The organism is Enterococcus sp. AZ109 (assembly GCF_051714625.1).
Lineage (GTDB): Bacteria > Bacillota > Bacilli > Lactobacillales > Enterococcaceae > Enterococcus_A.
On record NZ_JBIOSF010000001.1, the window covers coordinates 2,090,987 to 2,104,691 of the forward strand.

Consider the following 13,705-nt stretch of genomic DNA (forward strand, 5'->3'; position numbering starts at 1 on the left):
CCTGAATTAGCTTAATTATTTCAGTTAGTGTTTTGCGTAACAACCGTTAGTAAAATAAAAACTGCCTTGCGAGCCATTTTGTCGTAAGATAGCAGTCCCTGTATATCTGTTTATATCTTAGAATAAATGAATCGACGAAACTCTTCAAAAGTCCTCAACTGTTTGATTTCTTGATAAGTCTCTGGCTGATCAAACAAGGAAATCAAGGCCTCGTAAATATCTGCAAAACGTCGGCGATCTACATCGTTGATAGCAGCCAATAAGACCACGTGAACCCGCTTATTGCCCCAAATGATCCCATTATCTGATATTGCTACACTAATCAATGTTTTATGAGCCTCCATATACACTGAATGTGGAATAGCAATGGATTCAAAGGCTGTAGAAGAGGCATGTTCTCGTTCCAAGACATGGCTTAAAAATTCTGGTGGGACAATTTGTTCTTTAGCCAATTGTTTACACATCTCTTCAATTACCTCGCTGCGCTCTTCCAGCATTAGTTGGCTGGTAAAAAATTTTTCATCAAAATAATCATCGAAATTCTTCCGCAAAATGTTCTTCTTCCAATTTAGGCGCAGGTTGCCAAACTCAGTGTTTAACATCAAGCGCTGTTCTTCGGTGAAAATCGGAGATATCTGAATAATTGTATAAGCATCGGTTTGCGGTACTGGCAAAGTTGTCAGCAGCAATTCAAAATACAGTCCTTCCGTTTCAGAAAACTCCGATACAATCGTTTGAATATTCAGCTCGCTACCAAAATGCTGATTTAGTTGCTCATATAGTTTTTCATCTAGGTTCATATATTTTGGACAAAGTAATACTGCACGTATTTTGGATTGATTTCGTTTTTGTCCCTCTAACTCTGAACCGATATGCAAGGCGATGTAAGCGGTTTCGTCCTCGCTGACAAGTATATCCAGCAGCGTGCTTAAGCGTAACGATAGATACACGGCAATATCATAGACCATCGGAAAATCCTTCTTTAATGCACTACGCATCGGGTTCTTTAAGGAATTTCCTTGTTTTGCCCGCGAGTACAAGCCACTAACATGAAGTGAGAAGGGAACCACGAAATTTTCACTACTTAAATTAATCCCAAAGGTCTGCCGTACCTCATCCAAAACAGTCTCCACTGAAGCCACAATATCATCGCCAACAATTTGTTCAAGCTCCTTCAAATTATTAGAAGGGATGTAATTGGCGTTGGCTTGAAAAATCATGTGGATCTCTTCTTTTTCTAGACGATTCAAAGAGAGGTTAAAACCTTTTTCGATTTTTTCAATCATATTGGTGACTAATTTAGCTTTATCTTCCCGTAGCCAGGAACTAAACCAGTTACGGGTGACTAGCGTTTTACCTTTGCGTACCGATTCTAACAAGATTAATAAATGCATCATTAAATTAATGAAGGAAAAATCGTTCAAATGATAATTGGATTCTTCCATCGTGGTGTGGATAATTTCTGACAGCTTCTCAATATCCTGAGTATCAAAATTTGCTGCCAAAACATCCTTATCTACAAACTTATTGGGTACTTCTTCAAAGATAATATAGGAAATCAGACGCCGCTTTTCTTTTTCTTCTCCAGTTATATGGATAGTATCTTGCTTAACAATAAATTTCACATGGTATTTTTCGAAGGTCTTATTCATTCGTGCAATATCTGCTTTTAAGGTGGAATAACTGACGAACAATTCCTCTGAAAGATCAAATAAGTTCAAGACTTCGTTTTCCACCAGTATCTTCTTAATAATATAAAAAGAACGATCTTTAAACGTTTGCGGTAAAGCGCTATCATTGTCGGGCTTCTTTAACAGAGCTTGAGCTTCCTGCGGGTGCACTTTGTATCCGGCATTTGAAGAGGCAATCACTGGAGATTTACCTAGCTGATTCAGTTCGTAAATATAGTTTTTAACTGTGCGGACTGAAACGTTCAGCTTCTCTGCCAAACTTCTTGCAGGAATTGGCTGAGTATTTTGAAGCAATAATTGCAACAACCGCTCTTGTTTTTCCTTCATGCACTTCACCTTCTTTTTTTATGACTACTTATATTATAGCGGTTCTATCCATAAGAAAAAATAGAAACTTGCACGACTAGGGTGCAACTGTTTGGTTGAGGGTGCAAGCTGTTCTGGACAATAATAAGGGTGTAAAGAAAAACAAAACACGCACAGGCAGTAAAAAAACTATCAGGAGGTTTTCAAAATGGAAACGATTAATATCTTATTATGTTGTGGTGCTGGAATGTCAAGCGGGTTCTTAGCTCAAAAAACACGTAAGGCAGCAAAAAAACGTGGGATTTCAGGTTCGATCGATGCAAGAAGTGAAAGCGAAGTGGCTTCTTATTTAGATTCAATCGATATTTTATTATTAGGCCCACATTATGCTTCTTACAAAGATGAGATGTCTCAGCAAGCTGCTCCACATAATGTAGTGGTGGATGTGATCCCTCAAGATATTTACGGCATGCTGGATGGCGAAGGATTGTTGGATTTCGCCATAGAAAAATTGAACGCCTAAACAAAATCAAAACAAAGGGGTAAGCAAAATGAAAAAATTTATGGATTGGCTGGCGAATTCATTTGCGCCAAGGGCCAAGACGCTGACGCAAAAACCAGCAGTGGCTGGACTCTCCAGTGCCATGCAAAAATTAATTCCATTTATCATGACCGGCTCAATTGTCTTCTTCTACAATGTATTTCGTTCTTACATCCCGCAGCTGCCGGATTTAGGCAATATCTCCAACTATTCATTTGGGATGATCGGCTTGATTGCTGCCTTCATGGTAGCTAATCAATACATGGAGAAATTCAAACATGCTAATTATTCCATTACTGCTGGAATCGTAGCAATTTGTGCTTTGATGATGACACTGCATCCAGTGGGAGCTGAAGAAGGTGTCTATGACATGGGTCGGGTAGGGCCCACCGGTATTCTAATCGGGGTTATCACTGGAGCCGTGGTAAGTGTAATCTTCCATTACTACAGCAAACTAAAATTATTTAAAAACAGCGAAATGCCAGACTTTGTTATTGAGTGGATCAACAACATCATTCCGATTTTCTTGAGCTTGGCATTGTGGTCAACATTGATTTTCGGCTTGAACATCGATATTTTCCAAGTCATTATCAATCTATTTGAACCAATTCAAAGCTTCGGACAATCATTACCAGGCTTGATCCTACTTGTACTGATTCCCGCTTTCTTCTATTCAATGGGAATCTCAACTTGGTTGTGGTCAGCTATTCAAAATCCAATTTTTATCGCTGGGATTGCTGCGAATGCTTTAGCAGTACAAAACGGTGATGCAGCAATGAACATCGTAACCAACGAAACTGTGTATAGCTTAGGTTTGATTATGATGGGTGGTACCGGAGCGACACTAGCTTTGAATATCTTAATGTGCTTCTCAAAAGCTAAAAAGCTGAAAACCTTAGGTCGCATTTGCATTGCGCCTTCCATCTTTAATATCAACGAACCGATTGTCTTTAGTACACCCGTTGTTATGAACCCGATTCTAATGATGCCAATGTGGATTAACTCTATCACTGGTAGTTGTGTAGTCTGGTTTGCCATGCGAGGAGGACTATTGAACATCCCTGAACAGCTGATGCAGGTTGCTCAAATTCCAGCACCGATTTCCAGTGTGATGATTCTGCAAGATTTCCGAGCTATCTTATGGTACCTGTTACTGTTTGTCCTTTATATCGGTACTTGGTATCCGTTTTTCAAAGTTTATGAAAAAGAAGTGTTAGCTGAAGAAGTAAAAGAAGAAAAAGTTGGAGCTGAAATGTCCGCTCCCGTTGAAGCAGTCTAAATAGATAGGAGTACATGACTATGATGGAAGAAAAAGACTTATTGGAAGAAGAAAATGAACTGATTCCTGTTGCCATGCAGATTATTCTACATGCCGGTAATGGACGTACGAAAGCTCAAGAGGCGATTAAATTAGCGAAAGAGCAAGATTTTGAGGCGGCTCGTGCTGCTTTGAAAGAAGCCAAAGACAATATTGTTTTAGCCCATCGCTCACAAACATCCGTGATTCAAAACGAGGCTGCAGGTAAAAGCTACGAACCTTGTCTGCTATTTACTCATGCGCAAGATCACTTAATGACAATCACTAGTGAAGTCAATATGACACGTGACTTGGTGGATATGTTCGAACTAGTTATGCAGAAATAGGGAGGCTACTTGATGAAGAAAAAGCTTTTGTGGATTTTGCCGCTAGCTGCTTTATTCTTAACAGCCTGCGGTTCAAATGGTACTGGGACCGACGATTCTGGCGGAGCTACTAGTACCAGTGAGCCAAAAGAAACTACCATTTATCTAGTAAGACACGGTAAGACTTGGTTCAACACTATGAACCAAGTTCAAGGTTATAGCGACAGTCCTTTGACTGAAGAGGGTGAAGAACAAGCTAAGTTAGTTGGCGAAGGCTTGCAAGATGTCGAGTTTACATCGACTTATTCCAGTGATTTAGGCCGACAACGTAATACAGCGAAGCTGATCCTGGAACAAAATCAAAATGATATTCCACAAATTATTGAGAACAACGGATTTAGAGAAAAGAATTTCGGCAGCTTTGAAGGCCAATCCAACGATGACATGAACCTTGCTGTTGCGAAAGCGCTAGATCTTGATTACCCAGAAGGCAGCGATGAGCTGTGGGACTTCTTGAAGGAACAATTAACCGAAGAAGAACTAGCTAACAAAGTCGCTGAGGTTGACCCAACCCAAACTGCGGAAACCTATGATGAAATGCACCAACGAGTGGAAAAAGTGATGCCCGAGATGATTAAAGAAGTCGAAGCAAACGGCGGCGGTAACGTGCTGATCGTCTCTTCCGGCGGGATCATCCCGATTATTTTAGAAAGTGTCGCTCCTGGCGAGTACCAAGGCGAAAAAATCGCCAATTGCAGCGTGACCACTTTAACCTACAAGGACGGCAAGTATACGATTGATAAAATCGGCGACACCACCTTTGTAGACTAAGACTAATTAATGTGAAACCTGAAGCAAGTCCGTTATTGACCATCCTTCAGTTTGCCAGTTCTGCTTTTCCCAGTTTAGCTTGGCGTAGATATCTATCACCAAATTTAAACCCAAACAAAGCTAGCGAGGTCTAGCAGAATGGTATGCGTATGAGAATTAAAACAAATTTGTCAAAATTTGTCTCCGTATTACCGAGTTAGCTGCCAGTTGCCAGTTCTGCTTTTCCCAGTTTAGCTTGGAATAGATATCTATTAACAAATTTAAACCCAAACAAAGCTAGCAAGGTCTAGCAGAATGGTATGCGTATGAGAATTAAAACAAATTTGCCAAAATTTGTTTCCTGAAAAACGAGCTAGCACCTTAGCTCCAAAATCTTCTCACCCGCATACCCTCTGGCATCGTGGAAAAGGCAAATTCCTTTCCCACAACATATATGTAACAAAAAAACTAGAGGAGGATTTACTAAATGAACAACGAATTTCCAAAAGACTTCCTATGGGGAGCGTCAACCAGCGCCTATCAAGTCGAAGGTGCAGCATTAGAGGATGGGAAAGGACTATCCCAGCAAGATATTATCAACACTGAAAGACACGAAAAGTTTGGTTTTGCGGACGCAAGTGTAGCCAGTGATCACTACCATATGTATAAAGAAGATATCGCCTTATTCAAAGAAATGGGCTTCAAGAGCTACCGCTTCTCAATTGCCTGGTCACGGGTTTTTCCAAACGGCGACGATGTGGTCAATGAAGCAGGTATCCAGTTCTACCGCGATTTAATCAAAGAATTAAAAGACAACGGCATTGAGCCAATTCCAACTTTGTATCATTATGACCTGCCTTGGCCATTAGTTGAAAAATACGGCGGATGGCTGTCTCGTGAAGTAGTCAAAGATTTTGAAGTCTTCGCTAAATATGTCATCAACGAATTTAAAGATGATATCAAATATTGGATTACTATCAACGAACAAAGTATCATCGTGCAATACTGGACACAAAAATGCTACATCCTGCCGGAACATCAAGACAACAACCAATTGCGCTACCAAATCAATCACCACATGAACTTAGCGCAAGCCGTTGCGGTGAAATACGCTCACGAAGCAGGTGCTTTGGCAGGTCCAGCATTAGGTTACTCACCAATTTATGCTCGTACTTGCAAACCAGAAGATCAAATTGCGGCTTTGAACGCCAACGATCTGCGTAACAGCTATTACTTAGATGTGTATTTCCGAGGCTATTACAATGTAGCAGCTCTGACTTATTTAGAAAAAGCTGGCTTAGCACCGGAAATGGAAGAAGGAGACGAAGCCTTTTTCGCTGAAAACTTGTCTGACTTCTTCGCCATCAACTATTACGACAGCCAATGTGCCCATGCGTGTCCAGAGGATGCTGAGCGTCGCTGGTCTGGCTATAACTTATCAGGCAAAAAAGGCGACATGTCCGGTTTTGAGACGCATCCTGGTTTCTACCAAATGTGTCCAAATCCAGAGCTGAAAACAACTGACTGGGATTGGGCGATTGATCCGATCGGTTTAGAATACGTGTATCGCGACTTGTACACGCGTTACCGTGTACCATTCATGATCACTGAAAACGGACTAGGTGCGTATGATGAATTAACCGAAGACGAAAAAGTTCATGATGACTACCGTATCGACTACTTACGTGAACACATCAAAGCAACCAAACGCGCAATGGACTTGGGTGTTGAAGTGTTAGGCTACATGCCTTGGTCAGCGCTAGACTTGTTATCAACCAGCAATGGCTACAAAAAACGCTACGGTCTCATCTATGTAGACCGCACCGATGAAGATCCAAAAGAATGCCGCCGCATCCGCAAGGATTCCTTCTATTGGTATAAAGATGTAATTGCCACTAACGCTGCTAAATTGGACTGATGAAAATGTTTATCCGCTATCTAATTTCAGTATTAGGGTCGTCGTTGGTAGGTGTTGGCGTGGGTTTATGTGTTGTCACCGGCCTTGGTGCCGATGCGCTAGGCGTATTATGGGAAGGTATAGCTCATCACCTTCCCATTACGGTGGGGCAGGCCTCTCTATTAGTTACAAGTATTTGTCTTATCTTAGTTGCCTTTATTAATAAGAAGGAATTAGGATGGGCGACCATTTTAAATCCTATTGCCACCAGTATATTTACTGATTTAATTATCAGACAAGTGTCTGTTCAGGGAGCTTTCTTATTAAAATTAGTAATTGTGATTGTCGGCATCTCTTTTATTGGTATTGGTTCAGGAATTGCAGCAGCTACAAATACGGGTAAGGAAGGTTACATTGCTTTAAGCTTTGCTTTGAGCGGTCGTTTGTCGATTGATCTAGCTAAGATTAGGATGGGTTTAGATTTGATCTGCTTTATTACTGGAATGCTGTTGGGCGGTAAATTTATGATTGGACCAATTTTTGGTGTATTGTTGATCGGACCGTTATTGAAACTAACGAGTCAATATTGTGGGCAGAAGATGCTGCCGATTATGAGATAGATAAAAAGAGAAGTAGCAAAATGCTGCTTCTCTTTTTTTGATTTTGCTTGTTTAAAAGCAAAAGTGTAAAAGGTGTACTGGTATTGAGAGAAGTGAGTAAATGATAATAACTGTAATTAGCTCTAGTAACCGCTTTAGAAGTGATAGTATCAAAAATCGCATATTATCGTTAATTTAAACGACGAACGATTTATTTTGGTTAATAAATAAGTCGATTTTTGTATCGTTATTTTTGGATTTATTTGGCAGAGTGATTAATTAAAGATAAATGGATAATTGTATTGATGTGGATAAATATAATGGTATAATAGAGCTGGTTGTGTCTTGTCTTGGGGAAGAGATGCACTTATACCGCTATGTTTTTCCGTTGGGAAATAAAGTTTTCGTTTTAGATATTCATTATTTTTAATTGATTGTTGAAGGTTTTTTCAACATTTAAAATAAACGATATTCATCGTTACTAAATACTAAAAATAATGTTTTTTTGTTTTCGTAAATTTTGGCTCAATCTCAATTAGCTGATTAATTAGTAGATCCGCAATCTATATGTTCTGCTTTATTTATAGTAAGTATAGTAGATATGAGTTATCCGAATGAACATAGTTGGATTAAGTAGAAAAATAATGGGAGGAATTATGCTTATGATTAATTGGAGGAAAAGATTAACATGGAAATCGGAGAGATTATTGACTTTGTAAGGAAACAAAAGGGGTTGAGCGTAAAAGATGTCTGCGGAGACGTCATTAGTCGTTCAGTATACAATCGCTTTGTTAAAAATCGTTCAAGTACCAACATTAGCAATGTTGTCTATATGATGAAGCAAATTAATCTAAGTTTCGATGAACTAAAAATGTTTGACTATCCTGCAGGGGTTAATGATGTTAGTCAAATAATCGATGAAATAGATATTGCTTATGTAGAACAAGATGTTAATGAACTTCACAGAATTTATAGTTTTTGTCAAGCAAATGAAAACAGTGGAAAAGGAAATTTTCAGCACCTAATGGATTTATGTGAATACTCAATAAAGAGGCTTACAGGTGAAGAAATTAAGGCAAATGATACTACGCTGTACAATTACTTAATCAATGTACAGACCTGGACACAGTACGAATTGGTGATGTTCAATAATTTTTTACACACATTTTCTCCTGAATTCGTTGAAGCGGTATCTGATAAGGCTTTATTGGGTATGAAGCAATATAGCGAATCCAAAGAAGGAAAAGTTGAATGCTTTAGAATGTTAGTAAATGTAGTTGTACTGTTTATCCAAAATGATCAATTAATAACTGCATGGAAGTATATCGATCGGTTAAATAAATTTCCATTAGAGGAAGAAATGTTTTTCGAAAAATGCCTATCTTTAGTTATTAATGGCTTATGGGAAATCATAAGAGGAAATGTGGAAGGGAAAACCAAACTAAAAACAGCTTTGTCTGTTTGTAAAAGCTTAGGAGCAACAAGTTATTACACAGCGAATAAGGAACTCATTGAACATGTACAGCGAAAACATGACTTTTCTTTCACTTTTGAAGAATAAAGCAACAAAATCTATGTTTTTGACGGTTTTGTATGTAGCTTTTTTGATACACATGTGTCGTTTCCGACACTTAAGTGCTAAATGCGGTACAAAATGAAAAAAATCACCATTATTGGTATAGAATGTATATAGGGGTGGTTAGCTACATAACCATCTCAAAAATAAATGAATTGAGGAGAATGAATTATGGCAGGAGCTATTACAGTCACACCAGAACAGCTGAAATCGCAAGCAAAAATTTATCAAACTGCGTCAGCACAAATTGAGGATGCGATCCGGAAAGTGAATTCAATGAATTCTACGATTGCTCAACAATGGCAAGGGGAAGCTTTCAAAGCTTATTTGGAGCAATACAGCCAACTTGAAGGCAACGTGAAACAAATGGAGGAACTTTTAGAAAGTATTCATGGTCAGTTGAATAAATACGCTGATACTGTTGCAGAACGTGATCGCCAAGATGCGGGCTCTTTCGGCTTAAACTAAACAAGATCAGGTGAAGCGTCAGTGCAACTAAATGCGCTGACGCTTTTTCGGAGGGAAGAAAATGAAGATACAGAATCGAAACAAACTTTCCTTACTAGCGATTGCTTTGGGCGGTGCGCTAGTAGCAATACTTCTGCTCTATTTTGGCTTGAAGGACGAGAATCTGCGAAAGGTGACAGAAGATCAAAATTCGAAAGTCACATATGTGTTAGTAAATGAAGATATCGGTGCCACCTTTGAAAACAAGCAGTATGTGTTGGGTAGAGATTTTGTGACCTTGATCAATCAAGACTCAGAAAACAATTGGCAGACGACTACGCGAAGTGTAGCCGATGCTGGAATAGATAGCGGCCAGTTCGATGCGGTAATATACATTCCGCAAAATTTCTCCGAACGCTTACTTAATCTGCAGAGCGTTGAACCAGATCAAGCAACTATTAATTATCGTGTTAGTGAAGGTCAGAATGAAATTACTAATCAAACCATTCAGTTGAAAGTAAATGACATTTTAAAAGATTTTAATCAGCGAATTGTACAAATGTATTTTTCAAGTATTGTAGGAAATCTTGCTGAAGCCCAGAGAAATGTAAATACAATTGTTCAAGGAGATAAAGCGACACATACAACGTTAGAAACCAATGTCCAAGTTCCTTTTAAAGAGTTACCTACAGGCTTTTCAAGTGTATTAGATGTATCCAGTATTTTAAACGAAGATAATGAACGCTTTCTAGTTGAACAAAAAAGCTTTGTAGAATCAGTGAATCAGCTGATGCAAAGCAATATCGACAGCATCAATAACACTAGCGAATCTACCGAAGATATGAAAACAACGGTAGATGATTTTACTGAAGAAGTGAACAAAAAAATCGAAACCGCTGTTCAGCAATTCAATGCGCAAGTCGAATTGCAAAAAGAGCAATTAACGACTCAATGGGATCAGGATTTAAAAAATTACCGTGGACAATTTGATGGTCTAAATTTTACAGCTAACCAACAAATGAGTCATTTTTATCAAAGAGATCCTCTTACTAATCAAGAAAGTGGTGTGTACGTCGATTTTTATTCACAGGCAGCTCATTTTCAGAATACACAGAACGAACGGTTAGTTGAACTAAAAAATGAAATTCAACAGTTAGAGCAGCAAGTCGTAACATTAGAAGAATTACGAAAAAAAATTGCCTCGGTTTATTATGCTGATAGTGAAAAAACACCAGAATCGGCTACTGAAGATGATGCGAAATTAGCGATCCTTAAATTAATGGAAGAGCCCACAGCGAATGGTTCAAATCTAGTAGAAACTTACTTTAAACATCTTGCTTTTGACTTAGGTACGATAAATCCCACAGAATTACGTGTGATGCTTCAGTGCTTGGTAGATAAAGGAGTGCTGTCAGAAAGTGAAAAGAATAGATACTTTATTTTACTGGACATTATTGAGCGCTACTCCAATGACTATAACGTGTCAATTGGAACGTCACCTGCATTTTCTTTCATAGGAGCTAACACTCCGCATCCAGAATTTATTACGATTCCTCAGCAGATCACGTTTTCGTTGAATCCGACAAATGGTGGCACGCTTCAGTTGTCCTCATCTGAGGATGTGGTGATAGATGACCTAGCTCATTTAGCACAACAAATCAAAGCTAGATTAGATCCTGCAGTTTCCGGCAGTAATTATATTTCTGAGGTGAGTGTAGTATCCCCTTCAAGCTTGCAAATTGAGTTTATTCCTGATCCAAATAGTAATCCAGGCTCAGTGAATCCGACTACTGTACCACCAAGTAATCCTTTACCAAATGAAGTGACTTTTTCTGTGGGGACAAAGGTAAAGTGGACTTTGAAAGAAGTGGAAAGATCTGAGCAGTTTGTTGAATCTCAATTTGAATGGCAACTAGGAGGGCAAAAAATCAGTGGGTATCATGCTAGCTTTATTGACCAAAATAAACCTCTGATTGGCGATCTTCCAGCTATTTTTTCTCAGTTTGAAGCAGTCGGGAAAATCTCGCAGCAAATTATTACTTTGTTTGCAGATCCGAATGCACCTATGGATGCTACTAGTTTTTACAATTGGATGAATGCTTCAGAAAATAGGGGACGGACTTTAGGGGATGCTGCTGGAGAAAAGTCGATCTACATGGCTTATGACAACATCAGTAACGAAGAGAAAAAGAAAATTATTCAAGATTCTTTAGCTAAAGAGTATAAAAAATGTGGAGACGGACTGTACAAGCAAACAGTTGATCAAATCTCAGCGCTAAAGACAACGATCGGGACTGCTGAAAATGCAGCAAATGAAAGTAATACCTTGTACAATACACTTTATTTTATGTCTCAGCCTAAGCTGTTTCTGGATGAAGCCGATAAGCTAAACAAGTGGTTTGTTAATGCAAATGAGCAAATTTCAACCACTTACGATACTTGGAAGGAATCCGAACAAGTAGCAGCTCAGTCGGTAATAAATGAAGAAAATCCTCATCCTGAGCTGGGAGATACTAAACCAGTTGCTGAAGAAACGGCATCAATTGTAAAGGGTATGAAAGAACTAATCGAGAGTACGAGAGAGGCAGCAGATGTAACCGAGAAATCAGCTGCCGAGGTTCAAGATGTAGGTCCTCAAATCGAAGAGTTAACCAAGACGACAAAAGATGTGCAGAGTAATGCCGATACGGTTCTTAACAACTTAGAAAGTGTAGTAACTGAAGTTAGAGGATCGGATGTTGCCAATGATGATTACCGCAAAAATTTTGAACAGGTCTTGGCAAACACACGTCAGGGGGGAGCGGATAATCAAAAAGTATTCAACTTTTTAGCTAGCCCAATGAGTATTCAAGGGGAATTTGGTGAAAAACGGACCATCTCTGTTATTCCCTATTACATGACGTTGATTGGAACAATTGTCGCAATTGCATTAGGCTACGGGGTTGCTTCTAGTCTGTTTGAACGAAAGGTTCGTCAGCAGGATTTCTTTGTAACAAAAACCCGTATTTGGAAAAATACGCCAAAGGCTTTACACACATTGGCTGTAAGTAGTTTGATGGCGATTTTAGTTAGTGGGATTACTACTAATTTGCTCCCAAACATAGCCAGTATTCCTTGGTTTATGTATACCCTACTGGTCTTCTTAAGCTACAACTTATTTGCAACAGCATTAGCTAGACAGTTTAAACGTGGAGCAATTTATCTTTGGGGCTTGTTGTTCGGATTCTATTTAATGATGACGCCGTTGTTGGGGATGACGACTACACCAGGAAGTATCGTGAATATCATTTTCCGTTTTTCACCACTGCAAAATATTGAGAATGGCTACACGGCTTTACTTAATGGTTACTCGATTGGTTGGTTCACTTATTTATTTTTAGGTGTGTTATCTCTGGTAGCTTTCGGTACAAATTTTATTGTAGATGATCAGAAAAAGAAGGCTGAGGACTCCCAACAGGTGAATGCCTATGAATAAAAAAAAGTATGTGGTAGTCATAGTCATAATACTAGGCTTATTGGTAGGTATTCCCCAAAGCTATGCTGAAAACGGGAAGCTAATTATCAATAATCAGGTGATTTATGAAAAAAATGAAGAAAAAGAAGATTCTATTGAATATCAAATCGCCCCCGATCTGTTTTTGGAAAAGAAAACCCAGATCAATCAAGAGAAACAGCAGCAACAGGAGCAGCTGGCTAAAAATATTCAAGGACAGCTTTTCTCCCGTTATCAACTACCTGATACGTCGAGTACATCTTTCGAGCATACCAAATGGCTATTTTTGGGCGATTACCAGGAGACGGTTGTTCATCTAACGCAAAGCAATCAGCAAAACCGGCAATTACCAAGCTGGTTGTTGCGAATATTTGCTGGCTTGATAGTCACAGGAATGCTGATTATAGGTGTTCTTTTAGGAAGAAAATTTTCTAGAGTATTTGTGAAAAAAGGAGGCTCATACGTTGAATGACAAAACGGCTATAAATATTGGATTAATCCTCAAGCATGAGGTTATTGATTTACGAATACCTAATCAGGTAACACTGGATCGGCTGGGAGAATTATTGCAAGAGGCCTTAGCAGTTATGAATCTAACATTACCGCCAAAATTTTCGTTAGAGCTGATCAATAAACCAATCAATATAAAGCCTGATATTCCCCTCGCTCATTACCCAATCGGTAATGGCGATCAATTATTAGTGAAAGAAATGGAGTAAGAT

At 38.9% G+C, this 13,705-nt stretch carries 12 protein-coding genes; 11 read left to right on the top strand and 1 reads right to left on the bottom strand.

The features are described from left to right. Positions 1 to 110: 110 nt before the first annotated feature. Positions 111 to 2,018: a BglG family transcription antiterminator gene (locus tag IGI42_RS09990; RefSeq protein WP_438715697.1), complete on the bottom strand. Its 1,908-nt coding sequence runs from the start codon at positions 2,016 to 2,018 to the stop codon at positions 111 to 113. Positions 2,019 to 2,205: 187 nt separating this feature from the next. Here IGI42_RS09990 and IGI42_RS09995 point away from each other — a divergent pair, with 187 nt between their 5' ends. The 11 genes from IGI42_RS09995 to IGI42_RS10045 all read left to right on the top strand — a co-directional run bounded on the left by IGI42_RS09995 (position 2,206) and on the right by IGI42_RS10045 (position 13,702). Next, on the top strand, positions 2,206 to 2,520 hold the full coding sequence (locus IGI42_RS09995) for a PTS sugar transporter subunit IIB (RefSeq protein WP_207671648.1): 315 nt from the start codon (positions 2,206 to 2,208) through the stop codon (positions 2,518 to 2,520). 28 nt (positions 2,521 to 2,548) lie between these two features. Next, positions 2,549 to 3,817, top strand: a complete 1,269-nt coding sequence (locus IGI42_RS10000; RefSeq protein ID WP_438715698.1) for a PTS sugar transporter subunit IIC — start codon at positions 2,549 to 2,551, stop codon at positions 3,815 to 3,817. A gap of 23 nt (positions 3,818 to 3,840) precedes the next feature. Then, positions 3,841 to 4,182, top strand: coding sequence for a PTS lactose/cellobiose transporter subunit IIA (locus IGI42_RS10005; RefSeq protein ID WP_438717035.1), 342 nt, complete (start codon positions 3,841 to 3,843; stop codon positions 4,180 to 4,182). A 12-nt stretch (positions 4,183 to 4,194) separates the two neighbouring features. Further along, positions 4,195 to 4,992: a histidine phosphatase family protein gene (locus IGI42_RS10010; RefSeq protein WP_438715699.1), complete on the top strand. Its 798-nt coding sequence runs from the start codon at positions 4,195 to 4,197 to the stop codon at positions 4,990 to 4,992. A 466-nt stretch (positions 4,993 to 5,458) separates the two neighbouring features. Next, positions 5,459 to 6,889 carry a glycoside hydrolase family 1 protein gene (locus tag IGI42_RS10015; protein WP_438715700.1) on the top strand — a complete coding sequence of 477 codons (1,431 nt, stop codon included), beginning with the start codon at positions 5,459 to 5,461 and terminating at the stop codon, positions 6,887 to 6,889. Then, positions 6,889 to 7,488 (top strand): hypothetical protein, encoded by a 600-nt coding sequence (locus IGI42_RS10020; protein ID WP_438715701.1) that lies wholly within the window; start codon positions 6,889 to 6,891, stop codon positions 7,486 to 7,488. The genes IGI42_RS10015 and IGI42_RS10020 overlap by 1 nt, the downstream gene beginning before the upstream one ends. A gap of 667 nt (positions 7,489 to 8,155) precedes the next feature. Further along, entirely contained in the window at positions 8,156 to 9,028 is an 873-nt protein-coding gene (locus IGI42_RS10025; protein WP_438715702.1) for an Rgg/GadR/MutR family transcriptional regulator, read from the top strand. Positions 9,029 to 9,214: 186 nt separating this feature from the next. Continuing rightward, positions 9,215 to 9,511, top strand: a complete 297-nt coding sequence (locus IGI42_RS10030; protein ID WP_438715703.1) for a WXG100 family type VII secretion target — start codon at positions 9,215 to 9,217, stop codon at positions 9,509 to 9,511. A gap of 61 nt (positions 9,512 to 9,572) precedes the next feature. Then, positions 9,573 to 12,965, top strand: coding sequence for a type VII secretion protein EsaA (esaA, locus tag IGI42_RS10035; RefSeq protein ID WP_438715704.1), 3,393 nt, complete (start codon positions 9,573 to 9,575; stop codon positions 12,963 to 12,965). Continuing rightward, on the top strand, positions 12,958 to 13,455 hold the full coding sequence (gene essA / locus IGI42_RS10040; protein ID WP_438715705.1) for a type VII secretion protein EssA: 498 nt from the start codon (positions 12,958 to 12,960) through the stop codon (positions 13,453 to 13,455). The genes esaA and essA overlap by 8 nt, the downstream gene beginning before the upstream one ends. Continuing rightward, positions 13,448 to 13,702, top strand: coding sequence for an EsaB/YukD family protein (locus IGI42_RS10045; RefSeq protein WP_438715706.1), 255 nt, complete (start codon positions 13,448 to 13,450; stop codon positions 13,700 to 13,702). The genes essA and IGI42_RS10045 overlap by 8 nt, the downstream gene beginning before the upstream one ends. Positions 13,703 to 13,705: the final 3 nt, after the last annotated feature.

Excerpts from the sequence above, each read along its gene's own strand:
- IGI42_RS09990 (WP_438715697.1), bottom strand. The coding sequence starts at position 2,018 with ATGAAGGAAAAACAAGAGCGGTTGTTGCAATTATTGCTTCAAAATACT.
- IGI42_RS09995 (WP_207671648.1), top strand. The coding sequence starts at position 2,206 with ATGGAAACGATTAATATCTTATTATGTTGTGGTGCTGGAATGTCAAGC.
- IGI42_RS10000 (WP_438715698.1), top strand. The coding sequence starts at position 2,549 with ATGAAAAAATTTATGGATTGGCTGGCGAATTCATTTGCGCCAAGGGCC.
- IGI42_RS10005 (WP_438717035.1), top strand. The coding sequence starts at position 3,841 with ATGGAAGAAAAAGACTTATTGGAAGAAGAAAATGAACTGATTCCTGTT.
- IGI42_RS10010 (WP_438715699.1), top strand. The coding sequence starts at position 4,195 with ATGAAGAAAAAGCTTTTGTGGATTTTGCCGCTAGCTGCTTTATTCTTA.
- IGI42_RS10015 (WP_438715700.1), top strand. The coding sequence starts at position 5,459 with ATGAACAACGAATTTCCAAAAGACTTCCTATGGGGAGCGTCAACCAGC.
- IGI42_RS10020 (WP_438715701.1), top strand. The coding sequence starts at position 6,889 with ATGAAAATGTTTATCCGCTATCTAATTTCAGTATTAGGGTCGTCGTTG.
- IGI42_RS10025 (WP_438715702.1), top strand. The coding sequence starts at position 8,156 with ATGGAAATCGGAGAGATTATTGACTTTGTAAGGAAACAAAAGGGGTTG.
- IGI42_RS10030 (WP_438715703.1), top strand. The coding sequence starts at position 9,215 with ATGGCAGGAGCTATTACAGTCACACCAGAACAGCTGAAATCGCAAGCA.
- esaA (WP_438715704.1), top strand. The coding sequence starts at position 9,573 with ATGAAGATACAGAATCGAAACAAACTTTCCTTACTAGCGATTGCTTTG.
- essA (WP_438715705.1), top strand. The coding sequence starts at position 12,958 with ATGAATAAAAAAAAGTATGTGGTAGTCATAGTCATAATACTAGGCTTA.